31 protein-coding genes are annotated in these 25,230 nt (G+C 45.5%); 11 read left to right on the plus strand and 20 right to left on the minus strand.

The features are described from left to right. Positions 1 to 71: 71 nt before the first annotated feature. Complete coding sequence (locus tag ICN33_RS01535; protein WP_216193903.1) at positions 72 to 1,277, plus strand: DUF3300 domain-containing protein; 1,206 nt, start codon at positions 72 to 74, stop codon at positions 1,275 to 1,277. 47 nt (positions 1,278 to 1,324) lie between these two features. Further along, complete coding sequence (locus ICN33_RS01540; protein ID WP_216193904.1) at positions 1,325 to 1,678, plus strand: Rap1a/Tai family immunity protein; 354 nt, start codon at positions 1,325 to 1,327, stop codon at positions 1,676 to 1,678. 86 nt (positions 1,679 to 1,764) lie between these two features. On the opposite strand, the gene ICN33_RS01545 is transcribed toward ICN33_RS01540, so the two are convergent. The 4 genes from ICN33_RS01545 to ICN33_RS01560 all read right to left on the minus strand — a co-directional run bounded on the left by ICN33_RS01545 (position 1,765) and on the right by ICN33_RS01560 (position 4,150). Further along, entirely contained in the window at positions 1,765 to 2,091 is a 327-nt protein-coding gene (locus ICN33_RS01545) for a hypothetical protein (RefSeq protein WP_255530510.1), read from the minus strand. Between the two features lie 78 nt (positions 2,092 to 2,169). Continuing rightward, the gene (locus ICN33_RS01550; protein WP_216193905.1) at positions 2,170 to 2,343 is read right to left on the minus strand and encodes a DUF2256 domain-containing protein; all 174 of its coding nucleotides are present in this window, start codon (positions 2,341 to 2,343) and stop codon (positions 2,170 to 2,172) included. Between the two features lie 5 nt (positions 2,344 to 2,348). Continuing rightward, a complete protein-coding gene (locus ICN33_RS01555) occupies positions 2,349 to 3,884 on the minus strand; it encodes a cryptochrome/photolyase family protein (RefSeq protein WP_216193907.1) in 1,536 nt (511 codons plus the stop codon). After that, positions 3,881 to 4,150 (minus strand): TIGR03643 family protein, encoded by a 270-nt coding sequence (locus ICN33_RS01560; RefSeq protein WP_216193909.1) that lies wholly within the window; start codon positions 4,148 to 4,150, stop codon positions 3,881 to 3,883. Before ICN33_RS01560 ends, ICN33_RS01555 begins: the two co-directional genes overlap by 4 nt. Positions 4,151 to 4,520: 370 nt before the next feature. Between ICN33_RS01560 and ICN33_RS01565 the strand changes: the two genes are divergently transcribed. The 3 genes from ICN33_RS01565 to ICN33_RS01575 all read left to right on the plus strand — a co-directional run bounded on the left by ICN33_RS01565 (position 4,521) and on the right by ICN33_RS01575 (position 6,736). Continuing rightward, on the plus strand, positions 4,521 to 5,207 hold the full coding sequence (locus ICN33_RS01565) for a Crp/Fnr family transcriptional regulator (RefSeq protein ID WP_216193911.1): 687 nt from the start codon (positions 4,521 to 4,523) through the stop codon (positions 5,205 to 5,207). Positions 5,208 to 5,449: 242 nt separating this feature from the next. After that, the gene (locus ICN33_RS01570; RefSeq protein ID WP_216193913.1) at positions 5,450 to 6,313 is read left to right on the plus strand and encodes a transglutaminase family protein; all 864 of its coding nucleotides are present in this window, start codon (positions 5,450 to 5,452) and stop codon (positions 6,311 to 6,313) included. Between the two features lie 204 nt (positions 6,314 to 6,517). Then, on the plus strand, positions 6,518 to 6,736 hold the full coding sequence (locus ICN33_RS01575) for a hypothetical protein (RefSeq protein ID WP_216193915.1): 219 nt from the start codon (positions 6,518 to 6,520) through the stop codon (positions 6,734 to 6,736). 8 nt (positions 6,737 to 6,744) lie between these two features. Here ICN33_RS01575 and ICN33_RS01580 read toward each other — a convergent pair whose 3' ends face one another. Then, complete coding sequence (locus ICN33_RS01580) at positions 6,745 to 7,122, minus strand: hypothetical protein (RefSeq protein WP_216193917.1); 378 nt, start codon at positions 7,120 to 7,122, stop codon at positions 6,745 to 6,747. Then, positions 7,122 to 7,349, minus strand: coding sequence for a hypothetical protein (locus ICN33_RS01585; protein WP_216193919.1), 228 nt, complete (start codon positions 7,347 to 7,349; stop codon positions 7,122 to 7,124). The genes ICN33_RS01580 and ICN33_RS01585 overlap by 1 nt, the downstream gene beginning before the upstream one ends. A 216-nt stretch (positions 7,350 to 7,565) precedes the next feature. Between ICN33_RS01585 and ICN33_RS01590 the strand changes: the two genes are divergently transcribed. Continuing rightward, positions 7,566 to 8,231 carry an alpha/beta hydrolase gene (locus ICN33_RS01590; protein ID WP_216193921.1) on the plus strand — a complete coding sequence of 222 codons (666 nt, stop codon included), beginning with the start codon at positions 7,566 to 7,568 and terminating at the stop codon, positions 8,229 to 8,231. Here ICN33_RS01590 and ICN33_RS01595 read toward each other — a convergent pair. From ICN33_RS01595 to pmbA, 4 genes are all read right to left on the minus strand, one after another. Then, positions 8,224 to 9,009 (minus strand): sulfite exporter TauE/SafE family protein, encoded by a 786-nt coding sequence (locus ICN33_RS01595; protein ID WP_216193923.1) that lies wholly within the window; start codon positions 9,007 to 9,009, stop codon positions 8,224 to 8,226. The genes ICN33_RS01590 and ICN33_RS01595 overlap by 8 nt on opposite strands. Positions 9,010 to 9,018: 9 nt before the next feature. Continuing rightward, complete coding sequence (locus tag ICN33_RS01600; RefSeq protein WP_216193924.1) at positions 9,019 to 10,296, minus strand: NRAMP family divalent metal transporter; 1,278 nt, start codon at positions 10,294 to 10,296, stop codon at positions 9,019 to 9,021. A gap of 114 nt (positions 10,297 to 10,410) precedes the next feature. Further along, on the minus strand, positions 10,411 to 11,493 hold the full coding sequence (locus ICN33_RS01605) for a TRAP transporter substrate-binding protein (protein WP_216193926.1): 1,083 nt from the start codon (positions 11,491 to 11,493) through the stop codon (positions 10,411 to 10,413). Between the two features lie 34 nt (positions 11,494 to 11,527). Beyond that, complete coding sequence (gene pmbA / locus ICN33_RS01610; protein WP_216193928.1) at positions 11,528 to 12,874, minus strand: metalloprotease PmbA; 1,347 nt, start codon at positions 12,872 to 12,874, stop codon at positions 11,528 to 11,530. A gap of 26 nt (positions 12,875 to 12,900) precedes the next feature. Between pmbA and mog the strand changes: the two genes are divergently transcribed. Further along, positions 12,901 to 13,533, plus strand: coding sequence for a molybdopterin adenylyltransferase (gene mog / locus ICN33_RS01615; protein ID WP_216193931.1), 633 nt, complete (start codon positions 12,901 to 12,903; stop codon positions 13,531 to 13,533). Between the two features lie 65 nt (positions 13,534 to 13,598). Here mog and orn read toward each other — a convergent pair whose 3' ends face one another. After that, the gene (orn, locus tag ICN33_RS01620) at positions 13,599 to 14,186 is read right to left on the minus strand and encodes an oligoribonuclease (protein ID WP_216193933.1); all 588 of its coding nucleotides are present in this window, start codon (positions 14,184 to 14,186) and stop codon (positions 13,599 to 13,601) included. Positions 14,187 to 14,201: 15 nt separating this feature from the next. Here orn and ICN33_RS01625 point away from each other — a divergent pair, with 15 nt between their 5' ends. Together ICN33_RS01625 and rsgA are read left to right on the plus strand one after the other, a co-directional pair. Continuing rightward, on the plus strand, positions 14,202 to 15,455 hold the full coding sequence (locus tag ICN33_RS01625; protein ID WP_216193936.1) for a M48 family metallopeptidase: 1,254 nt from the start codon (positions 14,202 to 14,204) through the stop codon (positions 15,453 to 15,455). A gap of 2 nt (positions 15,456 to 15,457) precedes the next feature. Next, positions 15,458 to 16,471 (plus strand): ribosome small subunit-dependent GTPase A, encoded by a 1,014-nt coding sequence (rsgA, locus tag ICN33_RS01630; protein ID WP_216193938.1) that lies wholly within the window; start codon positions 15,458 to 15,460, stop codon positions 16,469 to 16,471. Here the strand turns inward: rsgA and ICN33_RS01635 are convergent. The 6 genes from ICN33_RS01635 to rpsP form a co-directional block, all read right to left on the minus strand. Further along, positions 16,416 to 17,375, minus strand: a complete 960-nt coding sequence (locus ICN33_RS01635; protein ID WP_216193939.1) for a CobD/CbiB family protein — start codon at positions 17,373 to 17,375, stop codon at positions 16,416 to 16,418. The genes rsgA and ICN33_RS01635 overlap by 56 nt on opposite strands. Next, positions 17,372 to 18,109: a CoA pyrophosphatase gene (locus ICN33_RS01640; protein ID WP_216193941.1), complete on the minus strand. Its 738-nt coding sequence runs from the start codon at positions 18,107 to 18,109 to the stop codon at positions 17,372 to 17,374. The genes ICN33_RS01635 and ICN33_RS01640 overlap by 4 nt, the downstream gene beginning before the upstream one ends. A 62-nt stretch (positions 18,110 to 18,171) precedes the next feature. Then, positions 18,172 to 18,567: a 50S ribosomal protein L19 gene (rplS, locus tag ICN33_RS01645; protein WP_216193943.1), complete on the minus strand. Its 396-nt coding sequence runs from the start codon at positions 18,565 to 18,567 to the stop codon at positions 18,172 to 18,174. Positions 18,568 to 18,703: 136 nt separating this feature from the next. Next, the gene (gene trmD / locus ICN33_RS01650; protein WP_216193945.1) at positions 18,704 to 19,450 is read right to left on the minus strand and encodes a tRNA (guanosine(37)-N1)-methyltransferase TrmD; all 747 of its coding nucleotides are present in this window, start codon (positions 19,448 to 19,450) and stop codon (positions 18,704 to 18,706) included. Positions 19,451 to 19,485: 35 nt separating this feature from the next. Next, positions 19,486 to 20,052, minus strand: a complete 567-nt coding sequence (gene rimM, locus ICN33_RS01655) for a ribosome maturation factor RimM (protein WP_216193947.1) — start codon at positions 20,050 to 20,052, stop codon at positions 19,486 to 19,488. Positions 20,053 to 20,144: 92 nt separating this feature from the next. Beyond that, positions 20,145 to 20,390, minus strand: coding sequence for a 30S ribosomal protein S16 (rpsP, locus tag ICN33_RS01660; RefSeq protein WP_071464813.1), 246 nt, complete (start codon positions 20,388 to 20,390; stop codon positions 20,145 to 20,147). Between the two features lie 224 nt (positions 20,391 to 20,614). Between rpsP and ICN33_RS01665 the strand changes: the two genes are divergently transcribed. Next, a complete protein-coding gene (locus tag ICN33_RS01665; protein ID WP_255530516.1) occupies positions 20,615 to 21,145 on the plus strand; it encodes an META domain-containing protein in 531 nt (176 codons plus the stop codon). Positions 21,146 to 21,190: 45 nt separating this feature from the next. Further along, positions 21,191 to 21,637: a hypothetical protein gene (locus tag ICN33_RS01670; RefSeq protein WP_216193949.1), complete on the plus strand. Its 447-nt coding sequence runs from the start codon at positions 21,191 to 21,193 to the stop codon at positions 21,635 to 21,637. A gap of 56 nt (positions 21,638 to 21,693) precedes the next feature. Here the strand turns inward: ICN33_RS01670 and ICN33_RS01675 are convergent, their stop codons facing one another. The 3 genes from ICN33_RS01675 to ICN33_RS01685 are packed head-to-tail and all read right to left on the minus strand — an operon-like array spanning position 21,694 to position 25,203. Continuing rightward, entirely contained in the window at positions 21,694 to 23,481 is a 1,788-nt protein-coding gene (locus tag ICN33_RS01675; protein ID WP_216193951.1) for an acyl-CoA dehydrogenase, read from the minus strand. Positions 23,482 to 23,517: 36 nt separating this feature from the next. After that, a complete protein-coding gene (locus ICN33_RS01680) occupies positions 23,518 to 24,453 on the minus strand; it encodes an electron transfer flavoprotein subunit alpha/FixB family protein (RefSeq protein WP_216193953.1) in 936 nt (311 codons plus the stop codon). Beyond that, positions 24,454 to 25,203 carry an electron transfer flavoprotein subunit beta/FixA family protein gene (locus ICN33_RS01685; RefSeq protein ID WP_216193955.1) on the minus strand — a complete coding sequence of 250 codons (750 nt, stop codon included), beginning with the start codon at positions 25,201 to 25,203 and terminating at the stop codon, positions 24,454 to 24,456. It abuts the gene before it with no gap. Positions 25,204 to 25,230: the final 27 nt, after the last annotated feature.

The following is a 25,230-nucleotide window of genomic DNA, read 5'->3' on the forward strand; positions in this document are numbered from 1 at the left end:
GCGCCTTAAATGGCAGCAAAACCAAAAGATTGGGTAGAATATTTTCTCTACCTAATGATAAGGATGCGCTAATGTTGGCACCAAATAAAAGAGGGATGCCCTCTCGATTACTAGCCGGAATCTTAATGACTGCACTTAGCCTCCCAGCTATCGTTCCAGTTACCTATGCTCAAAGCAGCAGCCAAGATCAAGCAAGCAAACAATCTCAGGCTCAATTAGAAGCGCTGGTAGCACCCATTGCCCTATATCCAGATTCTTTAGTTTCGCAAATTCTGATGGCTTCTACTTATCCATTAGAAGTTTCAGAGGCAACCAATTGGTTGCGTGCCAATAGCAAAATCAAAGGTGATGCACTCAATAACGCATTACAACAACAAAATTGGGATGCCAGCGTGAAGTCTTTGGTGTCCTTCCCACCTGTTCTAGAAATGATGGGCTCACAACTGAGTTGGACGCAAAACTTAGGCAATGCTGTACTAGCCCAACAATCCGACACAATGGCAGCGATTCAAGCCTTGCGCGCTAAGGCAAAGAAATCGGGCTCCTTGCAATCCAATAGCCAACAAACCGTCACCACCCAAGGGAGCGGCTCATCTGAAACGATCATCATTCAACCGACCAACCCACAAGTAGTTTATGTGCCCTCCTATAACCCGACAGTGGTCTATGGCGCATGGCCATATCCAGCTTACCCACCAGTCGCATACTATCCACCCGGATACGCAGCAGGTACAGCTCTACTTTCTTTTGGAGTTGGCATGGCCGTTGGCGCAGCCCTTTGGGGTGGATGTCATTGGGGTGGCGGTTACAGCGGCGGCAACTCACTTACCGTTAATAACAATACTTACAATAACTTCAATCGCAAAACCAATAGCAATTGGAATGGCAATAAATCCGGTACCAGCGACTGGAAGTCAGATGCACAACGTCGCAATGCCAATATGGGCGGCGGCAGTACAAATCGTGATGCCGAACGTGACCAACTTCGCCAAAGCCTGCAACGTAATGGCATTAGTAGCGAAGACCGCGGCAACATGGGTAATGCAGGCAATCGTGACGGTAGTCGCAGTAGTAATGGCAATAGTGATCGCTCTAGCGATCGAACCCCAGGTAATCGCGATGGTGGGGCTAGTAATTTTAAAAATGATTCCAGCGGCTTTGGTGATGCACACGGCGCTAAATTTAATGGTGGTAGTGATCGCTTCGGCGGCGGTGGTGCACGCTCAGGTGGCGACCACTTCGGCGGTGGGGGTGGCGGCTTTAGAGGCAGACGCTAAAAAAATTATTTCAATTTAAAGATTAAGACTAATACGAAAGAAAAAACATGAAAAAGCAGATTTTATTAATGGCATTCACTAGCGCAGTTTTGGGCTTCTCAAGCGGGTCTCAGGCAGCCAATATGATTAGCACTCAAGAACTCTTGCAAGACTGCAAAGGTACTAACGGCACTTTTATTACCTGTGAGATTTACGGTCAAGCCGTCTACGATACTTATTTGGTAACCCGCAATCCAAAATCAGCCCCAGAATTTATTTGTGTAAAGCAGCCTGCACCAACGCGTAAGGAAGTAATTCAGGACTATGTCAAATGGGCCGAAGCAAATCCTAAATATGCGACTGAACCAGCAGCTGATACTATTCTGCGTTTCTTAGCAGGAAAATTCCCCTGCGGAAAATAAACTTCCTAAAGCGGTAATAGCAACACATTCAATCAGGCCACTTTCGAGTGGCCTGATTGCTTAGGAATACTCAGCATTCATCACGCTCAATAATTCACTCTTTGCCAGCCACTAGGGCAAGCCTGCGTTTGTGGATAGTAAAGCCCGTTCTCTGGACAATAAGCAGCAGTTTGAGCGTGTGGCGGGTAGGCATACTGCGGTGCGTAATACACGGGGGCTGGCCTGTTATACGCATTAGCCACAACGATCCCAGCAACGGCACCCACTGCGAACGGCGCCCAGCCACCACGCCAACCACCATTGCCACCGTAATAGCCGCCGTAATAACCACCTCTACCGCCATGAGCACTGGCTGAACTAGCCAATCCAGCAAGCATTACCCCTGTAAGCAGGCAAATCAGTATTTTCTTCATGCAGACCTCCCAGTCATCAAGGAACTCTGTCCTTTCCTACATAACGGGTTAGGCTTACAGCGAGTTGACACTCTTAAATTAAATACTTTTGGACCCATCTGAGGGACTCTTTTTAGCCCTACAGGCATCCGAACAGTATTTGATGGATTCCCAATTTTTAGCCCAGGACTTTCTCCAGGTCATTTCTTTTTTACATACAACGCAAATCTTGCTAGGTAGAAAACTTTTGTTTCCCTTGAATGATGTTTTCATGATTGCTAGAGGTCATCAAGTTGATTCAAAATGCGTTTGGCATGAAGCGTTATTTCCTGTTGATCTTCATCACTGATTCTTTTGAGGTTGGCAGTCATTAATCTAGTCCTTGGGCTAGCCTCAAATTGATCTCGATGCTTGATGAGGAAATTCCAATACAAAGTAGTCATAGGACAAGCCTCTTGCCCATAACGAACCTCGGGCTTGTACTTGCAAGAGCCGCAATAATTACTCATCCGCTTGATATAAGCACCGCTCGCTATGTAAGGCTTACTGGTAAATCTACCGCCATTCGCAAATAACGCCATGCCTGCCGTATTGGGCAACTCAACCCATTCAATTGCATCTACGTAGATAGCCAAATACCACTCGCTTACTTCCTGAGGCAGAATTTCCGCCAAGAGTGCAAAGTTTCCCGTCACCATTAAGCGCTGAATATGGTGTGCATAGCCGTATTGCAGTGTTTGTCCAATTGCATCCTGCATGCAGGCCATTTGGGTTTTTCCGGTCCAATACCATTTGGGCAATGGATTTTGGTGTTCGTAATAGTTGTCCTTTGCCATCTGAGGCATATCAAGCCAATACATACCCCTTACAAACTCACGCCACCCCAAAATTTGTCGAATGAAGCCCTCGATGGTCGATAGATCTAAAGAATATTTTTTCCAGGCCACCAGAACTGCATCTACCACTTCACGGGGATTGAGCAACTTCAGATTGAGCGAACTCGACAATATAGAGTGCCACCCAAATGGGGTATCTATCCACATAGCATCTTGATAAACACCGAAGTTTCTCAGGCGATATTCAACAAAATACTCGAGCGCTTGAACGGCTTGATCTCTAGTAACCGGCCAATTAAATGACTCTAATGATCCAGGATGATCTGAATAAGTCTTTTCAACAAACGCCAACACTTCTTGTGTAATGGCATCTATCTCAAACGCTGCGGGAGCATCAATAATGCCAGGCCCTTTTTTGGGATAGGGCTTGCGATTATCTTGATCAAAGTTCCACTGCCCGCCCTCAGGATTGCCATCGGCATCAATCAACACATGGTGTTTCTTGCGCATCAAGCGATAAAAATATTCCAGTCTAAGTTCTTTTTTATTGGCCGACCACTCCACAAACTCTTGGCGCGAGCAATAAAAGTGATCATCCTCACGCATCTCCAAATCAATGCTGAGATCTTTTGCAATCACTTCAATAGCCTGCTTTAAGCGCCACTCACCTGGCTCAATGCAAACTAATTTTTTTATGCTCTTGTTGAGCACTTGCTCTTTAAGTGTCTCCACAATCGTGAGCGAAGAATCTTTGATATAGGTAAGGGGGTAGCCTAGCGCTTCGATTGACTTTGCAAAGTGACGCATTGCCGAGAGAAACAAAGCAATCTTGGCCTTATGAGACCAAACGTACTGCGCCTCATTGGCAGATTCAATCATGATGATTTCATCCGATTGAGGATCAAAGTCTCGTAAAGCAGAACTGTTTAAATCAAGCTGGTCCCCCAAGACAAGGACTAAACGCTGAGGATGCTTCATTTATTTTTGTATTGAGTTGGGCAATAAGCCCGGGTCACTTCTTCGCTACGCAAAGCACTGTGTTTAGTTGCTCGTCCAGTGACCCGTTTGCGCCAGAGCTCAAAAGAGCTTCGCTTGAGCTCCCTACGCATAATGGCAATTACCTGAGGCTCGCCCAATCCAAAGGTTTTCTCAATGGCATCAAATGGCGTGCGATCTTCCCAGGCCATCTCGATTAGACGAGATAAATCTGGTTCTGGGAGGATTTTGGGGCTTAGTTTTGGCACCCTTTAATTTTAAGACTTATTCAACAAACTGGTTGGGAACCATCTCACCCCTTAACGACCTACCTGAATTCATCACATGCACAAAATAATGGTACAAATTCATTCGAATCAAGATGATCTAAAGATCGATACAAAAATACACACCGCAGACAGCACTACTGCTCCATAATCAAGTTAGTGGGGTAAATCATTGTGATACCTCATTAATAGCTAACAAAGAAGCTACTAATACAGCTTCAGAAATAAGGCAAAAGATTTAGCGGGATTTTTTAAGAATTCAGCTTAATTTCACAATCTATACCTGCCAGGTCAATTGGTGGGGGGTTATCGTGCAAGCTGGCTATGTGTGCGCAACACTGAGGTGACGTAGATGAATAAGAATAGCTTGATTGAATTGCTCCCAAAAAGGATCCAAGAATTCATTTTTCAAAAAGGTGAGCTTATTGAGCTTACTTTATCGAAAATTATCTGCGTCGAAGATGAGCCTATTCAATTCATCTACTTTCCAACGGATGGATTTGTATCATTAGTGCAAAGTCTTGATCAACACCCGCCCCTAGAAATTGGAATGATCGGTAGAGAAGGCGTCCTAGGCGCAGAGATTGCCTTCGATATTCAAAAGAACCTGTTTGGAGCCCTTGTTCAAGGCTCCGGTAATGCGTGGAAAATAGAAAAAGAAGCTTTCCTGGAAATAATGAATAGCCATACAGAAGTAAAGAAAATTATTCTCTCGTACATGGCTGTCAGAATTAAACAGCTAAGCCTTTCGGCCGCTTGTGAACACTTCCATGAGATTGGCCCACGACTAGCAAAGTGGCTCTTAATGAGCGAGGATCGCGCTCAGTCCTCAACCTTTCTGATGACTCATGAGTTCATATCCTTAATGCTAGGTGTGAGACGCGTTGGTATCACTACTGCGGCTGCAGAATTTAAAAGAAATGGTCTGATTGAATATCGCCGAGGTGAAATGAAAATACTGAACCGCCCCTCTTTGATGGCGGCTTCCTGTAGCTGCTATCTACAAAATCGAAAAATTTACTCTTCCTTTATTGAGTAACTTAAACTCAATCAAGTGCTTTAATTTTTAACTCCACTAATTGAGGCCTAAGCACCCAATCTGAGATTGATGAAAATATGATGAGATTAAGTCCAGCCTAATCAACCTTAATTCTTTTCAAATCATAGGATTTGCTTAGGTGAATCCGCCAAAATGAAGTGAGATTGCCTTTTGTAGCATTAATTTTTTAATCCCTATGTCATTCGAATTCCTAATACGGATGACTACGCAAGAAAGCACACTTGATCAGACTTGAGTTTTCCATAAACCTGAATTATGAAATTGACTCCCCTGGAAGCGATTTCATTTTCATTATTCAAGCGAGTCAAACGAATCATCAATTCATTGTCAGTGAGTCTCTCAGCGTGAATCAAGACATCCCTTTAGCAAGCTATATTGACAAGAGAACTCATCTTAGATTGCTTCGTCTTAAAGGGGTGCCCGGTATATTAAATCTGGCATACGCGTGCGTGGTCGATCTCGACCACTACACCGCAATACCCAGCCAAATATATGAAACGCCCATTAGCGATCTTCCTGGGGAGATATTGATCTATTTATACCCAAGCAGATATTGCCAATCAGATTTCATTAAAGATATTGCCGTTAAAACATTCGGCAATATGATTCATGGCTATAGCCGTGTTCAAGCAATTCAAGATTGGGTCACAAATCACGTCAGCTTTTGTAATAACACCTCGACAGAGCACACTACCGCGATTGATACTTATCTTAGTAAAACTGGTGTATGTCGTGACTTTGCCCACTTAATGATTGCCTTGTGCAGAGCGCTTAACATCCCAGCAAGGTTCGTTACCGGAATTGACTATGGCTCAGACCCAATACTTGGGCCCACTGACTTTCATGCCTACGTGGAGGTATATCTTGATGGTCGCTGGTATATTTTTGACCCATCCGGCATAGCAATCCCAATGGGATTTGTCAGGCTGGGTACTGGCAGGGATGCAGCCGACACCTCAATTGCAACGATTTATGGTTCAGTCCGAGGCTCAACACCAATAGTTTCAATTAAAGCCATCCCTAATGCACTGGGAGTAGTGCTGATTCCAGAACATGTGTCGCGCGCAATATCGACTGATGAGTAGCCCTTCGAAGCATCACAGAATGGATTTCAATTTTTGCATGCCCTACTTTAGTGCCAATATTTGCATCATTTCCTTCAAACAGGCTTTCAAGGCATTTAGTAATCGCTATTTGGGATTTTCCTGCTTAACCCCTCTTTGGTGCATGTGATTTTGAAACTGTGCAAAACAAAATATCGTTCTAATTCTTAATACTTATGATGGGTCATGCGGATCAAAATTACCAAGAGTCTGGTTTTACCAGCCCAAATACTTGAGACAGAAAGTATTCCCGAAGCCCTATTTCCTGAGGGCGACTATCTTGCCAACCTCACGCCAGACGGAAAGATTGAGGTAATTAATACTCGAAAAATAAAGGCACTCTTTTCGTTCTCCCAATTTAGAGAAAGAGTATCTCTAGGAGAGTTTATTGTGATGGAGGCTTAGCTCCAATTTCAATGGGCTAAATCTAGACTCACCACTACAGCAGCCAATGCTGAAACAGATGTAAATGCTTTTGCATTCACGCCACTTATATCGACATCTTCCCAATTAAACTCCAAAGAGAAATGGGCAGACTCAACGATTAACTCATAACTCCCAGAGGTTTTATTGCTCTGGCCACCCTCAGGTTCTTCGCTAACGGGCACCCTTAGGGACTCTATGGCAGCAATCAATGTACTTATCTCATTACCAGTGAGCTCTCGAGAACGGAGTACATCATCCGTGCGCTTAATCGAAATCTTGGAGGCCTCGTCGATCGTCACCTCGTATTGGTTCAGACCGAGATCCTCCCAAACAGTTAACTCCAAAGCAATGGGATATGTTTTCATCAATCCACCTCGTCAATATGGGGTTCATCAAAATGTGTCTTGTGAGGCCTAAGCCCTGCTTCCAACTGAGTCCATTTACTTTGTTGAATTCGGTAGGAGCAATCTTTTGCATGATTCTCTAATAAACCAAAAATAATGGTGGTCGGGATTTTGCAATGAAGGCATCGATATGCGTGCTGATGTTCTTCAATCTTCTCTTGGGAGTAGTCGATATAAAACGGTTTCATTGCAACCCTTCTTTATCCAGATCAAGCTAATAAAACATATTACACCTGAGTTTTATTAAAGTGGAATCCATTTCAGGCTATTTAACCAACATCCGCCCTTTTCCTGTAGTTACTGCGAATATCTCCCCTGCAAGGGCTCCACTAGATATCAACTTAAAATAAGAAGTCTATAGGAGTCGATTATTATCGGCTGAACATACTGTTGAGAAAATAAATATGCTTCCTTGTATTGAATTAGAAACTAGCCCAAACCCAACATCAGCCGTTATCTGGCTCCATGGCCTTGGTGCAGATGGCAATGACTTTGTACCGATCGTTCCCGAACTAAAGCTGACCGGATGCCCTGGAATTCGCTTTGTCTTTCCAAGTGCACCAAGCATGCCAGTCACAGTCAATGGCGGCTACGTAATGCCAGCTTGGTATGACATCATCGGCAGAAACCTCATGGATCAAGAAGATGCTGCAGGCATTCATCGATCTGCTGCGGCCATTGTTCAATTAATTGAAAAAGAAGCTGGGCGTGGTATTGCTTATGACAAGATTGTTTTGGCCGGATTTTCACAAGGATGTGCAATGGCTCTACAGGTTGGATTGCGCTTTCCACACAAGCTTGCAGGCATTATGGCTTTATCAGGCTACTTACCCCTAGCAATGACTGCCAATATTGAAAAGCATGCGGCTAATTCCAATACACCCATCTTTATGGCGCATGGAACTTACGACCCTGTGGTCACTCTTGATCGCGCTCAAGCGTCTCATGCCTTATTAGAAAACATGGGTTATTCAGTGGATTGGAATGAGTATCCGATGGAGCACTCCGTTAATCCTGAAGAGCTCATGGATATTTCACGCTTCTTACAAGAAGTATTGATAGCTAAATAAGTCCATCCGTAATGAGCTTGATACTGGCAATCAGTAAAAAGAATCTTACTGAGCGGTAATACCATTTCATAGAGATTCTTTTGGCAAGGTAAAAGCCGCAGTAGACCCCTACCGGCACGCAAGGTAACAAGATGATTGAGGTTGCCAGTTGCCGGTAATTCAGCAATTCCAAATAGGCATAGGGGCCTAACTTGCCAAAATTAATGAACATGAAAAAGATCCCCAAGGTTGAGGTATAGACCATCGGCAAGAGCTTTTCTCGAAGCATATACACCGTAATTGGTGGCCCACCAATATGCGCAACAAAGGAAGTAAAACCAGACGTTAGGCCCATTACGCGCCCAAGCCATGGATAGGACTTTGTCTCCTTCATATCCATGTGGGACATAGCGAGATTCTGGATTAAAAAGAGTAGGGTAAATATACCAATCGAGAGCGTTAAGACTTTTGGCGTGATAGCGGTAAAGAAAAACATTCCCAATAGAAGACCCACTATTGCGGGCGGGGTAATGATCTTCAGAATGCGCCAATTTGCATTACGAATAAAGCGACGCATACCTACCAAGTCGATTGCAATCAAGAGTGGCAACAAAATTGCCAAAGCCTCGTTAATACTGGATTGACTTGCCATTAACGGCAAAGAAAGAATGCCAAGCCCTGCGCCAAAGCCACTTTTAGATACGCCAAGAATGATGACGCTGATCACGGCGCACACAAAAAATACAAGCGAATGCGCATGAAAAGACTGGGCTAGCGAAGTAATAGCAAAATCAAACATCCGATGATCTTACCAAGCAATGAATAAATAGGTAGCAGCCATAGCCATAAAGCCTGTTGCTAACCATCCTAGGATCCTCATGCTTAAGGTAGCCACATGGATACCCATTACAGATTCTTTTGACGATAAAACCATAATAGCCACCATCAAAGGTACAGCAACAATGCCATTAATCACCGCACTCCAAAACAAAGCCTTCATAGGGCTAATAGGTGAGTATTGAATTGCTAGGGCGCCCAAAACACTAAACGCAATGATGGCGTAGAACTTGCTTGCTTGAGCCGCCGAGTCTTCCAAACTGGAGCGCCAACCAAATACTTCAGATAAGGCATAGGCAGCCGAACCTGCAAGCACAGGAACGCCCATCAGACCTACGCCCAATATTCCAAGCGCAAAAAGAAGAAAAGTAAATTCACCCGCAAGAGGTCTGAGTGCTGATGCAGCTTGGGCGGCAGTATTAATATCATGTATACCGGCCGCATGTAGAGTTACTGCTGTGGCAAGAATAATGCAATACGCAGCAACATTTGAGTACAACATGCCGCTCCAGGTATCCCAATGAATTCTTCCGAGCTCTCTTTTGACTTCTTCATTATTTTTGCAATTCATCAGACTGGGCTCGCCACGCAAGTTCATGTCCTCCACTTCTTGGGATGATTGCCAAAAAAATAAATAGGGGCTGATAGTGGTCCCAAAAATGCCGACAACAACCGCAGCTGATTCCGCACTCCAACTAAGCTGCGGGAAAAAAGTACTCCAGAGAACATCACCCCAAGGAATATGCACAGTAAAGAGTACTGCCCCATAAGCCAACAATGACAAAGAGAGCCACTTCAAAAAGAAAACGTAGTGACGATATGGAATCAATATTTGTAAACCTAGGGTCACCAACACAAAAACGCCAGTCATGATGTGCCAATTAACGCCCGTCACTAACTGCGCAACTTCTCCCATCGCAGCAATATCAGCGGCAATGTTCAGGACATTTGCAATCAATAACAGCAATACGAGAGTTATCAGCACTACAGGAGGAAAGGCAATCTTCATGTTGGCCGATAAGCCGCGCCCCGTTACCCTCCCAATACGTGCACACAGGACCTGAATCGTCGACATTAGGGGGTATGCAAATGGCATTGTCCACAACATATTTAAACCAAACTGCGCTCCCGCCTGAGAATACGTAACAATTCCACTGGGATCATCATCAGCAACACCCGTCACCAATCCGGGGCCAACTCGAGATAAGGGATGTTGTTTAAGACGAATCCATATTGCAGTGAAATTCATGCGAAGCAATGTGAGATATTCATCGCTTCAGTGTAGCCCCTAATAGATCGTGGAGGTGAGATCACTCCAAAGAAAAGGGCTCACTAGGAGCCCTTTTAGCTGAGAACTTTAATCTCAAAGTTTCTTACTAAAACTGTATTGAGCAAATGCTTGCTCGGCCACATTAAACCACTGAGCCTCCATGTTTCTGAAAGCGCGATAGTCCTCAAAAATCTTTTTGAATTGCGGATTCTTTGCAGACTCTTCTGCGTATGTTTCTTGACTTGCTTTAAAGCAAGCATCTAAAACAGAGTTATTAAATTTACGCAGAACAGCCCCATTTTGCAAAAGGCGTTGTAAAGCAGGCGGATTGAGCGCATCGTACTTGGCGCACATGTCGGTGTGCGCCTCAAAACAAGCGGCTTCCCAGGCTGCCTGATAAGAAGGCGGCAAAGAATCCCATTGCTTCTTGTTTACCAAGAAAGAAAGTCCAGCAGCGCCTTCCCAGAAAGCGGGGTAATAGTAATTCTTTGCTACCTTAGCCAAGCCCAATTTCTCATCATCATAGGGGCCAACGAATTCAGCGGCATCAATCGTGCCCTTTTCTAAAGCTGAATAAATTTCTCCAGCAGGAAGTTGTTGTGGAACAACTCCGAGTTTTGCAAGCACTTGGCCAGCAAAACCAGCAATCCGGAATTTCAGACCCTTGAGGTCTTCCGGTGATTTAATCTCCTTCCGAAACCAGCCGCCCATTTGCGTACCAGTTTGTCCACCCAGAAAATTAACAATGTTGTAACTTGCATAGAGCTCACGCATTAATTTCATACCGTTGCCGTGAAGCATCCATGCAGACTGCTGACGAGCCGTCATACCAAATGGTGCGGCGGTATCGAAAATAAAAGCACTGTTTTTACCAAGGTAATAATAACTAGCGGTATGTCCACATTCCACTGTACCGTTTTGAACGGCATCTAACACCTGAAGCGCTGGTACTACCTCACCCGCTGCAAATATCTTGACATTAAATTTGCCATCAGTCGCCTTGCGTAAGGAATTAGCAAAAACTTCTGGAGTGCCAAATAGGGTATCAAGCGATTTAGGGAAGCTTGAAACTAGACGCCAATTTAGTGTTGGCAAACTTTGAGCGAAGGATGGGGCAGCTAAGGCTGCGGCTCCAGCTCCAATAGTGGCATTCTTTAAAAATGAACGTCTTTGCATTATTGTCTCCCTGTAAAAATACTTCGATCTATATTTACTTTCCACCAACTGTCATCGAGCCAAGCAAAATAGATCCCGTTTCTTTGGTGCCCCGGATCAGTGTATCGCTACCAATGAGCTGAATATCCATCAGCATATCGCGCAAGTTACCAGCAATCGTCACTTCCTCAACTGGGTACTGAATTTCACCATTCTCCACCCAATAGCCAAAGGCACCGCGGGAATAATCGCCCGTCACGTAATTGACGCCTTGCCCCATTAATTCAGTAACCAGTAGACCGGTACCCATTTCTTTTAGCAAAGCAGGTAAGCCGCCTTTGGGGGTCTTCTTGCTTTGCAAAGTGAGGTGATGGGAACCGCCAGCGTTACCAGTGGTCTTCATACCTAACTTACGCGCAGAATAAGTAGACAAGAAGTAACCCTCTAATACTCCTTTGTCTACCACTGTTCTAGCAGAAGTTTTTACGCCTTCTTCATCAAATGGTGCGCTACCCGTCATCGACTTCATATGCGGATCTTCAAATAGGCTGACATGCTTTGGTAACACTTGCTTACCTAAACTATCTAGCAAAAAGCTGGAGCGTCGATACAAGGCGCCACCTGAGACTGCCTGTACCAGACCACCTAATAAACCTGCAGCCAAAGGCGCCTCAAAGATTACTGGGCAACGTCGAGTAGTTAAAGATCTTGCTTTAAGACGCGATAAAGCTCTCTGTGCAGCATAAGTTCCTATTGCAGCAGGATCAGCTAGCTCTTCAGGAATACGAGAGCTGGAATACCAATCATCGCGTTGCATGTGCGCCTTCTTACCACCCTCGCTTGCAATCGGCGCGCAAGAAATATAGTGTCGAGAAAATGGATAGCCACCCATAAATCCGTGCGAAGTGCCCATCATGAAATGCGCATGATGTGCTGACACTGATGCGCCATCACTATTCTGAATTTGTTTACTCACTGAAAAAGCAGCGCCCTCAGCAGTACGTGCGATCTCCACAGCAAGGGCAGCATCTAAATTCCATGGATGAAACAAATCTAAATCAAGTGGATTTTTTTCTAGGAGCTTAGCTTCAGCAGGACCCGCACACAGATCTTCTGCAGTGTGTTGTGCAATGTGATAAGCAGCATCTACCGTAGCCTTCAAAGACTCTTTAGAAAAATCACTTGTGCTGGCATTGCCGCGATGGTGACCCAGAAATACAGTAACCCCGACCTGCTTATCTAAGCTTTGCTCGATGGTCTCGACCTCACCCTTACGAACGGTGACGGATAGCCCCTGCCCCTCCGAAACCTCGGCTACGGCATCTGAGGCACCCCTTCTTTTGGCCTCTTTGAGCATGAAATCAATGATTTCTTGAAACTGATTGGATGTGTATGTAAACATGTCCTAATAATAGCTAGAATAGAAACATGAAGCATACAGAAGCCCTAAAGCGAAATAGCCCAAACGAGGTCAAAATCGGCCTTATTTCCATCTCAGATCGAGCCAGCAAAGGCGTCTATCAGGATGAAGGTATTCCTGCCCTACAGGCATGGCTTATGAAGGCCATCAATAATCCCTGCGCTTTTCATGAGCGACTCATTGCAGACGAGTCTGAAAGCATTACCGAGACGATCGTCGAGCTGGTAGATGAGCTCGGATGCGATCTAGTGCTCACTACAGGCGGCACTGGCCCCTCTAGAAGAGATGTCACCCCCGAGGCTACCCGCGAAGCCGGAACACGTGAAATGCCTGGGTTTGGCGAACAAATGCGTCAAATTAGCCTCAATTTCGTACCCACCGCAATTCTCTCCCGGCAAACCGCCGTCCTTAGAGAAATCGATAGTCATGCTGCCCTAGTAATCAATCTCCCGGGACAACCCAAAGCGATTGCAGAGACGTTGGAAGGTCTTAAGGATGAAAACGGCAAATCAATTGTTCCCGGCATCTTTGCCGCAGTGCCCTACTGCATCGATCTGATTGGCGGCCCCTATATCGAAACCGATGAAACAATCATTAAAGTCTTCAGACCGAAGAGCGCCATTAAGAAATCTGGGGCTTAATTCGTTTAAGCCAATAAAGAAAAGGTCCGTATTGCGGACCTTTTGATTTCGAGGCGTCTAGCGAATCACTGAGGCAGAGGCACAATAAACTTCTCGCGGTAGTACTTAAGCTCTTCAATCGACTCCTCAATGTCTGCTAAAGCGGTGTGAGCCTGATTCTTAGTAAAGCCCTTCACCAACTCAGGATGCCAACGCTTACAAAGCTCTTTCAAAGTAGACACGTCAATGTTCCGATAATGAAAGTAGGCCTCTAACTTTGGCATGTACTTGGCCATAAAGCGTCTGTCTTGCCCAATCGTATTGCCACACATCGGAGCAATACCTGCCTTAATATATTTTTTCAGAAAGGCGATGCACTCGGCCTCCACGGTTGCCTCATCCAAAGTCGATGCTTTCACCTTATCAATCAAACCAGAGCGGCCATGGGTACCCTTATTCCAGGCGTCCATTGCATCTAAAACCACATCATCTTGATGCACCACCCAAACAGGGGCTGTGGCGATGGTGTTGAGATGGGCGTCAGTCACAATGATGGCAATTTCCAGAATCCGTTCGGTTTCTGGGTTTAAACCCGACATCTCCATATCCACCCAAATGAGGTGTTCATTGGCTGGCGCCACCTTAGTTGCTGCTGTGTTCGTTTGCTCGCTCATATCTATAATGATCTCATGACATTTACAATTATTTTTCTAATCGCTTTTATTGCTAGTTTTGGCTTACGCCACTGGCTCTCCCAACGTCAAATTCGCTATGTGGCGCAGCATCGAGATGCCGTCCCTGCAGATTTTGTTGAAAAGGTCACTTTAGCTGAACATCAAAAAGCGGCTGACTATACCATCGCTAAATTACGCCTAGGCATTTTAGAAAATGGTGTAAGCGCCATTATTTTAATTGGCTTCACCTTATTAGGTGGTTTACAGATTCTGAATATGGCATTACTTCAATTTTTAGGCGAAGGTATTGCCCAGCAAATAGCCCTGCTCGTTTCAATTGTGATCATCTCCGGCATTATTGATATCCCCTTCTCTTGGTACAAGCAGTTTCATCTAGAGGAGCGCTTCGGTTTTAACCGTATGGGGAAGAAGCTATTCTTCTCCGACATGATTAAAGGCATGGGGGTAGGTGGTGCGATAGGTGTTCCACTACTCTGGGTCATATTGACCTTGATGGCCAAAGCAGGAGACTTATGGTGGCTGTGGGCATGGATCGTATTGACTGTGTTTAGCTTGCTTATGCAGTGGATCTTCCCAACATTTATTGCTCCGCTTTTCAATAAATTTCAAGCATTAGAAGATGGTCCCTTAAAGAATCAGATTGAAGCATTACTCAAACGTTGTGACTTTGCTAGCCAAGGACTCTTTGTCATGGATGGCAGTAAGCGCAGCGCTCATGGCAACGCCTTCTTTGCAGGCATGGGTAAAGCCAAACGCATTGTATTTTTTGATACCTTAATTGAGAAGCTCAATCCAGGCGAAGTGGAGGCAGTGCTCGCGCATGAGCTTGGTCATTTCAAATGCAAACATATTCGCAAACGCCTCTTGGTCTCATTCGCCTTGAGCTTTGCCATGCTTGCCCTCTTGGGCTGGGTCAGTACCAAGGTTTGGTTTTACACAGACTTAGGTGTCATGCCCAACCTCAATGGCTACAACGGTGGTCTGGCATTGGCGCTCTTTATGCTGGTCTCTCCCGTGTTTAGCTTTTTCTTTACGCCACTGTCTAGTCTAGCGTCGCGCAAGCATGAATATGAAGCCGATGGATTTGCTGCTGAGAAATCGTCCGCTAAAGCTTTAATTACTGCGCTAGTGAAGCTATATCAAGACAATGCATCAACCTTAACGCCTGATCCGATCTACACCGCTTTTTATAGTTCGCATCCGCCAGCCCCATTACGTATTGCCAACTTACAACGGTTTAGCTCATAACGATGGAGCAGTTTCATGCGCTACTGATTGCCTCCTACGGAAGGCATTATTTAGCGCAGCGTTTGATCGCTGATGCAAGCGGGCAGGAATCGCCTGATGGTCCATTGATTCAAGTGAGCACACCAGCCAAACAACACATCGGCGCAGTAGGCGATCGCATGTTGCTGGAGATGACTTCAGCCGATCAAGCGCGCATCATCCAAATTGAACCTCGAGAAAATCTTCTCTATCGGTCAGATGCATTTAAGAGCAAGCTGATTGCATCCAACGTTGATCAAATCCTAGTGGTACTTGCAACACAACCCGCTTTCTCGCCAGATCTTTTGGGTAGAGCAGTAGTGGCTGCAGAAGCTAATCAGATTGGCTTACATATTCTGCTAAATAAGTGCGACCTCAAAGATAATATTGAGCATGCTCGTAAAATCATCGCGCCCTACGCGCGCATGGGTTATCAAGTGAGTGAAGTCTCTGCCAAGTTTGATCCAGCCTCTATTGATGCATTACGTTCTGCGCTGCAGGGCAAAGTCTCCGTCTTTGTGGGCCAGTCTGGCATGGGTAAATCCAGCCTCCTCAATGCTTGGATTCCAAATGCAGCCGCTCTTACACAAGAGTATTCAGTGCGCTTAGATACTGGCAAACACACCACTACTGCTTGTCGCTATTTTGAATTACCTGAGGTATGGGGAAGAGATGCGACTGGTAAGCTTGGCGCCCTGATTGATTCGCCGGGCTTTCAAGAATTTGGTTTAGCTCACATGTCTGTGAGTGAATTACAGCATGCCTTTAGAGAATTTAAAGACCTATTAGGAAAGTGCCGCTTTCATAACTGCGCCCATCTATCTGAACCCGATTGCGCTGTTCGCGAAGCAGTAGACAAAAATGAAATAGCGCCAGAAAGACTGACGCTATTTAGACAGCTACACTCAGATTCAAAAACAGCTGATGTACAAATCCAGGGAATTAGCCAAGCCAAAGAGCGATGGTCAGCATTAGCAACAAAGCCATCCAAGCGATAACCAAGCGCCACACTAACCCCACTGCAGAGCGCATCGTACGCTCGGTTGGCTCAAGACCCACCTCATACACTACGGGTTCACCTGCTTCTGCCATACGTAAGGCCTCATCGCTATCGGGTTCACTCATAGGCTCACCCAAACGAACGCCAAGAGCGCCACTACCTGCCGCCAAAATTACAGCAGACAAAGAGTCTGACCATTTTTGCGTGAGATAACGCCAACCATATACAGCGCCTTCGAAGTTGCCAACGATAGCAAAGCCCATTGCAGTAATGCGCGCAGGAACCCAATCCAAAACGTAGAAGAAATGACGAGCTGAATCACTTAGGTTGAAGTCGCCTCGCTCAGACCATCGTTGCGCAGCGATATCAGCCAAGCGATACAGCACAACACCCGCAGGGCCCATTGGCATCATGAACCAGAACAACACACCAAAGACATGGTGATGCGAACCGATGATGGCACGCTCTAGGGCTAAAGAGATGACCTCTGTCTCGCTAAGGTTTGCAGTATCTAACTCTGGGCCATACCACTCACCCAAGGCAGCGCGAGCTGCGGGTAAATCATGAACTGCGATCGCTTCATGAACCGCAGTAAAAGAATGGCTGAACTGACGGAAGCCAAAAAATAAATAGGCAATGACGACGTTCCAAATGAAACCCAGGATTGGATAAGTCACCATGCAAGTGACATACACAATAAAGACTAGAAAGGTTGGCAGTACGAAGGCCACTAAGCAGGCGATACGAGCACCCACAGGACTTGCACCTTCTTCGGTCTTGCCACCGAATTCAGAGGCAACCCAATCTAACCAGCGAGCGCATACACGCGCAATCCAATGATTTGAAGTTACCGGGCGATATTGCTCAGCAATGAGAGCGAAGAGAATAGAAAAGAAAGTCATACTTTTAATAAATGATAAAGGTTACGCAACATTCCCGCAGTGGCACCCCAAATAAAGCGGTTCTCATAAGGCATTGAATAAAAACGTCGTCCACCCTGCTCACTTTGCCACAATCTGACCTGATGATTGGCGGGATCTAACAAAAAACTCAGGGGCACCTCAAATATATCGGCTACCTCAAACTCATCCAAGACATATTCTGCCTGAGCTTGTACTAATCCTACTACTGGTGTAACGCTATAGCCAGAAACTGTTAAATACTGAGGCAAGTGACCAATAATCTCGACTCGCTCAGGGTCTAAGCCGATCTCCTCTTTGCTTTCACGCAAAGCCGTGTCATTTGGGCTTTGATCCTCAGGATCCATGCGACCCCCTGGAAAGCTAATCTGCCCCGCATGATCCCGCAAATGATTGGTTCTTTGCGTCAGCAGTACTGAGAGGCCCTCTTCTTTCAAAAGAAGGGGTATGAGTACTGCTGCTCTAGTAACCTTTCCAGCCACCTGACGCTTAGCAATAATATCGGCCGCAATCACATGACGGTTTTCATCAGTAATCTCTGGCTCCCATTGCGGCGGCGATTGAAGTCGCGCCCTCAAGCCCGATGGCTCCAGAAATTCTTTTGCAACCTTCTTCTCATCAGCGCATACCTGATGAATCGGAATGGCTTGCGCATCAAATCCTGGAGGCGCAGCAACATTCATTGCATTGTCTTCAGGTGTTGAGGTCTTTGCCATCTTCATATTCTAAGGCAACAAAAAAGGCGACCGAGGCCGCCTTTTTTATTTCGAGCCGATATTTATTCTGCGGCTGGAGCTGCTACTGCTACCTTACGGGCAGGAAGCTTCTCTTTAATACGTGCAGACTTACCTGAACGATCACGCAAGTAATACAACTTAGCGCGACGCACATCACCGCGACGCTTCACTTCAATACCAGCGATCAATGGTGAGTAAGTTTGGAAAGTACGCTCTACACCTTCGCCAGAAGAAATCTTACGAACGATAAAGCTTGAATTGAGTCCGCGATTACGCTTAGCAATCACAACGCCTTCAAAGGCCTGGGCACGCTTACGTGTACCCTCAACTACGTTTACGCTAACAATTACAGTGTCGCCAGGAGCAAAGCTTGGCAATACTTTATTAGCACTTAAGCGAGCAATTTCTTCTTGCTCAATTTTTTCAATTAAATTCATTTTTAATCCTTAAACATCGTATTAGCGTTTAATCCCGAGATTTAAATCAACGGACCTAATAGAGGATGCAGTTAAAACAATTTCACTAAACCAAAAACCAAACTCCTTTTTCACTACCGCACACTACTAATAGTATTTACAGCGAGCGAAGAAATTGTTCATCTTCTCGGGTTAGCAACCCTTTGGCTCTGGCCGATTCAATTAAGTCCGGCCTTAACCTGAACGTCAGCTCTAAAGACTTCTGCCGACGCCAATCTGCTATTTTAGCGTGATGTCCGCCTAAAAGCACGTCCGGCACCGATAAATTTTCATATATTTCGGGCCTGGTGTAGTGGGGATAGTCCAAAAGACCGTTCATAAAGCTGTCCTGAGTGGCGGATTCACCATCTCCAAGCGCCCCTGGAATAAGTCTAATGACCGCATCCATCATGGCCATGGCGGGTATTTCTCCGCCAGAAACCACAAAATCCCCAATAGAAAGCTGTAAATCGACGTTTCGATTGACAAAACGCTGGTCTATAGCCTCATAACGCCCACAAATAAAGCTTAAATTTCCATAATTCAGAATATCTGTCGCCATCTTCTGAGAAAAGCGCTCACCCTGAGGTGCCAATAAGCAAATTGGTCCACTTTTGATCCCCGCTGACTCATGGGATGCTTTTATTCCGGCAACTGTGTCTTCCAAGGGTTTGGCCATCATTACCATCCCAGGACCACCACCATAGGCACGATCATCCACTGTTTTACGGGGATCGGAACAAAAATCTCGGGGATTCCACAGATGAACACTAGCAAGCGATTGTTCACAAGCGCGACCTGTAATGCCCCACTGCGTTAAAGCAGAGAACATCTCTGGAAACAAAGTGACAACATCAAAGCGCATATCGGTAATTATTTTTGAAATTGATCTAAGAACTCTTATTGCCAGTCAGACTGCCAATCAAGGGTAATTGTTTTATTTGGTAGGTCGACGTTTTGCACTACTTCTTTTACAAACGGAACCAAATACTTGATCGTCTTTGTTGGCGCATCACCAATAGCAATGACACCATGAGCACCATTTTCGGTGACATCAATCACCTCACCGAGTGCTTCACTTTGCAAATTGACCGCATTACATCCAATCAAATCTACCCAGTAATACGAATCACTTTCCTCTTTTGGAAAAGCATCGCGAGCTACTAAGATACGTGAACCCTTTAAGGCAAGTGCCTGATCACGATCTGTAACACCCTCCAATGTCATTACAACATTACCGCTATGCATCTTGGCGCTCTTGACTTTGTACTGCGTCAGTGATGCCTGTGCTTGAGACGCAGAAACACCCGCATCCCTACGTGGGATAAGAGATAACCAAATCGACTTAGAAGAGAGAAGTGCTACAGGCTCTGATGAGTGAGGTCTTACCTTCACTTGACCCTGCAAACCTTGTGCCTCAGATATGGCGCCAAGTTCAATCAAATCATTCAAGGAAGGTGTACTCATCTGTAAGCCACCTTATTTTCCCGGAATAAAACTACTAAAAATCCTGCCACTAAAAACTCCACCACATCGATGAAGTCTTTAGCAATTGGACATTAAACAGCTGGATTATTTTTGATCAAACGAACTACTGTTGGGGAGATTTGCGCGCCAACACCAGTCCAATAAGTCAAACGATCTTGAGCAATACGCATTGCTTGCTCAGATGCGGCTGCTTGTGGATTGAAATAACCAATACGCTCGATAAAGTTCGAGTCACGACGGTTGCGCTTATCAGTAGCAACGATGCTGTAAAAAGGGCGCTTCTTAGAACCGCCGCGTGCCAGTCGAATGACGACCATACTTATTCCTTAAAATCTAAAATGAAAACAGGTTGATTACAACCCAATGAAATTTCTACAAAAAATCTTGGGCTCCAGCTCACCAAATAAAGATACGGTAGAGCGGAAAACCTCATATTCTAGACGAAAACCCCTACTTCTTCCACCTATTTAAGTAGCCAAGCCAGTAGAATAGAGCAGGTACTTTATTAAATATTACATTAAAATCAATAACTTAGGTAAATATGGCCCTTAAATTCTGCCTTTCAGACTCCATCAGATTGCCTCTAAATAGACTCTTTCTGACGTTTTCCTGCCTAGGTCTTGGATTTTTAGTCGGCTGTGCCAACGTGATTCCTCCTTGTGGCGCCAAAATCAGCCCCCCAAGCAGCGAACTCAAAAATACGAAATGGGAACTCACCCGCTGGAATTTACCTCCCAATAGCAATGGAGAGGTGCGCACACGCCAGATTCCTCAAGGCGATGCCAGCAACCCCATACAAATCATTTTTGACGCTAATGGCCAACGCCTCAGCGGCTCCACCGGATGCAATCGCTTTACGGCATCGCTGGATGAAGACTCTCGCGGCTTTTCTCTTAAGCAAATCGCTAGCACCAAGATGGCCTGCAGCCCACAGCGCATGGAATTAGAAAATGATTTCCTCTACGAATTAAATGACTATCGCAGTATTGTGCGCAATGGTGATCAATTACTGATGATTGGCACAGACCGTGAAGTATTGAGCTTTACCCAAAAGCCAATTACGAATAAATAAAAAATTAGCGTTTAATCATTCAATTGCAACACCACTGAAAGACTCATGAAAAAATCCAAATTTCTATTTTGCGCACTTGGACTAATCCTCCCCGGCAGCGGACTCAACTGCTTTTATCTGCAAGGACTTAAATCTTTTTGGGGATGGGTTCAGTTATTTGCCATCATTGGGGGCGCAGCGGGTTGGTTCATTCTCAAAGATGCTCACTTTCATTCAGCGCCAGGATGGGTACTCATCACCTTCGGCTTCATCGCTATTGAAGCAAGTTGGCTTACCACCATTGCCTTCGGTCTTCGCCTAGATGAGAAATGGGATGCGCAATTTAATCCTGGCATTGAAGAGCATCGACGCAGTCGCTCTGGATGGCCAGTTATCTTAACGGTGATTTTTTCCCTAGTCTTTGGTGCCGGCGTGATGATGACTTTTTTAGCCGTCTCTTTTGAGCAATTCTTTATTTCTCAAATTCATGAAGCAAAAAAGCTATCCCAGTAATTGCGGATAGCTTTGCTTTTGCTTGAACCGCTCTTTGAAGCGGTTTTTTATTGCCCTTAAAACTGCTCCACTTCAAGAGCGTTGGTAGAGTAGCCACTTTCCACAATCGAAGTAGCAAGGGCCTGAGTCTGAGGCATAAGATTCTCAGCAAAGAAACGCGCTGTCGCAATCTTTGCATCATAGAATTTTGGATCACCATCACGCAAACGTTCCGAAGCTAAAAGTGCTCTAGCCATTTGCCAGCCACCCAGCACTAAGCCAGATAAGCGTAAGTAGGCAAAGCTACCAGCATAGACAGCCTTGATGTCAGTCTTTGCATTCGCCACAATGTAAGCAACTGCTTGTTCAAATGCAGTACGTGCCAAAGTAAGTTGTTTAAGCACTGCTTTAGCATCATCACTTCCACTTGCGGCCAAGTCTTTTTCTGTAGCGGCGATTCTTTGGGAAAGCTCTTTTGCAATTGCTCCACCATCACGTACTGTTTTTCTGCCAACCAAGTCATTCGCCTGTATTGCGGTGGTACCTTCATAAATCGTCAAGATGCGGGCATCACGGTAGTGTTGTGCTGCGCCAGTTTCTTCAATAAAACCCATGCCGCCGTGAACTTGAACGCCTAAGCTAGCCACTTCAATCGACATTTCGGTAGAGAAGCCTTTGACGATGGGGACTAAAAATTCATATATCGCTTGATTCGTTTTGCGAACAGCTTCATCAGGAGCAGCATGCTGCGCGTCGTATGCAGAAGCGGCATAGTAAGCTAATGCGCGAGATGCTTCTGTGTAGGCGCGCATTGTCATGAGCATGCGCTTCACATCAGGTTGATGAATAATCGCTACTGGCCCAGGTGAACCCGCTAAGTCACGACTTTGTACGCGATCTTTAGCGTACTGAACCGCCTTTTGATAGGCACGTTCTGCTACAGCAATACCTTGCATGCCTACCGCAAAACGAGCGGCATTCATCATCACGAACATGTATTCAAGACCGCGGTTTTCTTCACCAACTAAGTAGCCAATTGCACCGCCATGATCACCAAATTGCAGAACGGCTGTTGGACTCGCTTTAATACCCAGCTTATGTTCAATCGAAACACAATGAACATCATTACGCTCACCCAATGAACCATCGGCATTCACCAAGAACTTAGGCACTACAAACAAGGAAATTCCTTTTACACCCTCTGGCGCATCAGGCGTTCTTGCCAGCACTAAATGGATAATATTCTTAGCCATATCGTGCTCACCATAGGTGATGTAAATTTTGGTGCCAAAGATCTTGTAGGTTCCATCGCCCTCAGGAACAGCACGTGAGCGAACCATCGATAAGTCGGAGCCAGCTTGTGGCTCAGTCAAACACATAGAGCCAGTCCACTCTCCTGAAATCATCTTCGGAACATATTGTGTCTGTAGTTCTGGGCTCGCAGCAGTGAGAAGTGCTTCGATAGCACCATCCGTTAGCATTGGGCATAAAGCAAATGACAGGCTAGCTGAGTGAACCATTTCAAAGCAAGCAGTAGCAATCAGCTTTGGTAGGCCTTGACCACCGAATTCAGAGGGATGTACGACGCCTTGCCAACCAGCTGCTGCAAATTGTTCAAACGCCTCCTTAAAACCTGGCGTAGTTGTAACTACCCCATCTTTTAAGGAGCTAGGTTTTTGATCGCCAACCCAGTTGAGAGGCGCAACTACATCTTGATTAAATTTAGCCGACTCTTCCAAAATTGCAGGCGCTAAATCTACATCTGCACCAGCTTCAGCGTATGAAGGATAGGCAACGACATCTGAGAGCCCAGCTAATTCATTCATTACAAACAGCATATCTTTCACTGGGGCTACGTATGGCATTCCAACTCCTCTTTATTCAGCTTGATACTTCATTAATCAACTAAGTGCTTTTGTTAATTCGGGTACGGCAGTATTCAGATCAGCCACAAGACCATAATCAGCAACACTAAAGATAGGCGCTTCCGGGTCTTTATTAATTGCAACAATGACTTTGGAATCTTTCATGCCTGCCAAATGCTGGATAGCACCAGAGATACCAACAGCAATGTAGAGTTGTGGGGCCACAATCTTGCCAGTTTGTCCTACTTGATAGTCGTTTGGCACGTAGCCTGCATCTACTGCAGCACGCGAGGCACCTAAAGCAGCGCCTAACTTATCAGCCAATGGCGCAATGAGCTCCTGATACTTTTCACCAGAGCCCAAGCCACGTCCACCAGAAACAATAATCTTGGCAGCAGTCAGCTCTGGACGATCAGATTTAGTGAGCTCACGACCAACAAAAGATGACTGTGCTTTGCTATCAGCGGCAGCTGCTTTTTCTACAGCAGCTGAACCACCAGTAGCAGCCACTGGATCAAAACCAGTGGTGCGTACGGTAATCACCTTGATTGGATCGCCACTTTGCACAGTCGCAATAGCATTACCCGCATAGATCGGACGCTCAAAAGTATCAGCAGAGATCACTTTGGTAATGTCAGATAACTGAGCCACATCTAACTTAGCAGCAACGCGTGGCAATACGTTCTTCCCATTAGCGGTTGCAGGGGCAAGGATATGGCTGTAGTTGCTTGCAATAGAGAGAATTTGCGCAGCCAAAGGTTCAGCCAATTGATCAGCTAGATTAGCCGCATCAATTTGAATCACCTTACGTACGCCTGCAATTTGAGCTGCTGCAGCTGCGGCAGCATCAGAACCGCTACCAGCAACGAACACATCCACCTCTGGAGAGCATTGCAAAGCAGCTGCTACAGCATTTAGTGTTGCTGCCTTTAAAGATTGATTGTCGTGTTCAGCAATAACAAGTGCGGCCATTTAGATCACCTTCGCTTCATTTTTGAGTTTTTCTACAAGGGCTGCTACATCAGCAACCATTACGCCAGCAGAGCGCTTAGGGGGCTCTTCGACTTTGAGTGTTTTGAGACGTGGGGCAATATCTACGCCCAAGTCCTCTGGTTTAACAATATCAATGGTTTTTTTCTTGGCCTTCATGATGTTAGGCAAAGTCACATAACGCGGCTCATTCAAACGCAAGTCAGTAGTAATCACCGCCGGCAAAGACAGGGCAATCGTTTCTAGACCACCGTCGACTTCGCGAGTAACGGTTGCCTTACCATCCGCAATAACAACCTTCGACGCAAACGTCGCCTGCGGAACATCCATTAGGCTTGCTAACATTTGACCAGTTTGGTTGCTATCGTCGTCAATCGCTTGCTTTCCTAGGATGATGATTTGCGCTTGCTCTTTATCAGAGAGCGCTTTGAGAATCTTCGCAACTGCTAAAGGCTGTAAGTCCGCATCGGATTCCACAAGGATTGCACGGTCTGCGCCAATTGCTAATGCAGTACGCAGAGTTTCTTGACACTGTGTTGCGCCAGCAGTCACTACAACTATCTCAGTTGCCACACCCGCCTCTTTTAAGCGCACCGCTTCTTCTACTGCAATCTCATCAAAAGGGTTCATGCTCATTTTGACATTTGCCAAATCAACGCCAGAGTTATCCGATTTCACCCGAATTTTGACGTTGTAATCGACTACGCGCTTTACAGCTACTAAGATTTTCATTTGCAATTCTCAATAATGGTTAACGAT

Origin of the sequence: Polynucleobacter sp. UB-Tiil-W10, assembly GCF_018881605.1 — a bacterium.
In the GTDB taxonomy this organism is placed as follows: Bacteria; Pseudomonadota; Gammaproteobacteria; order Burkholderiales; family Burkholderiaceae; genus Polynucleobacter.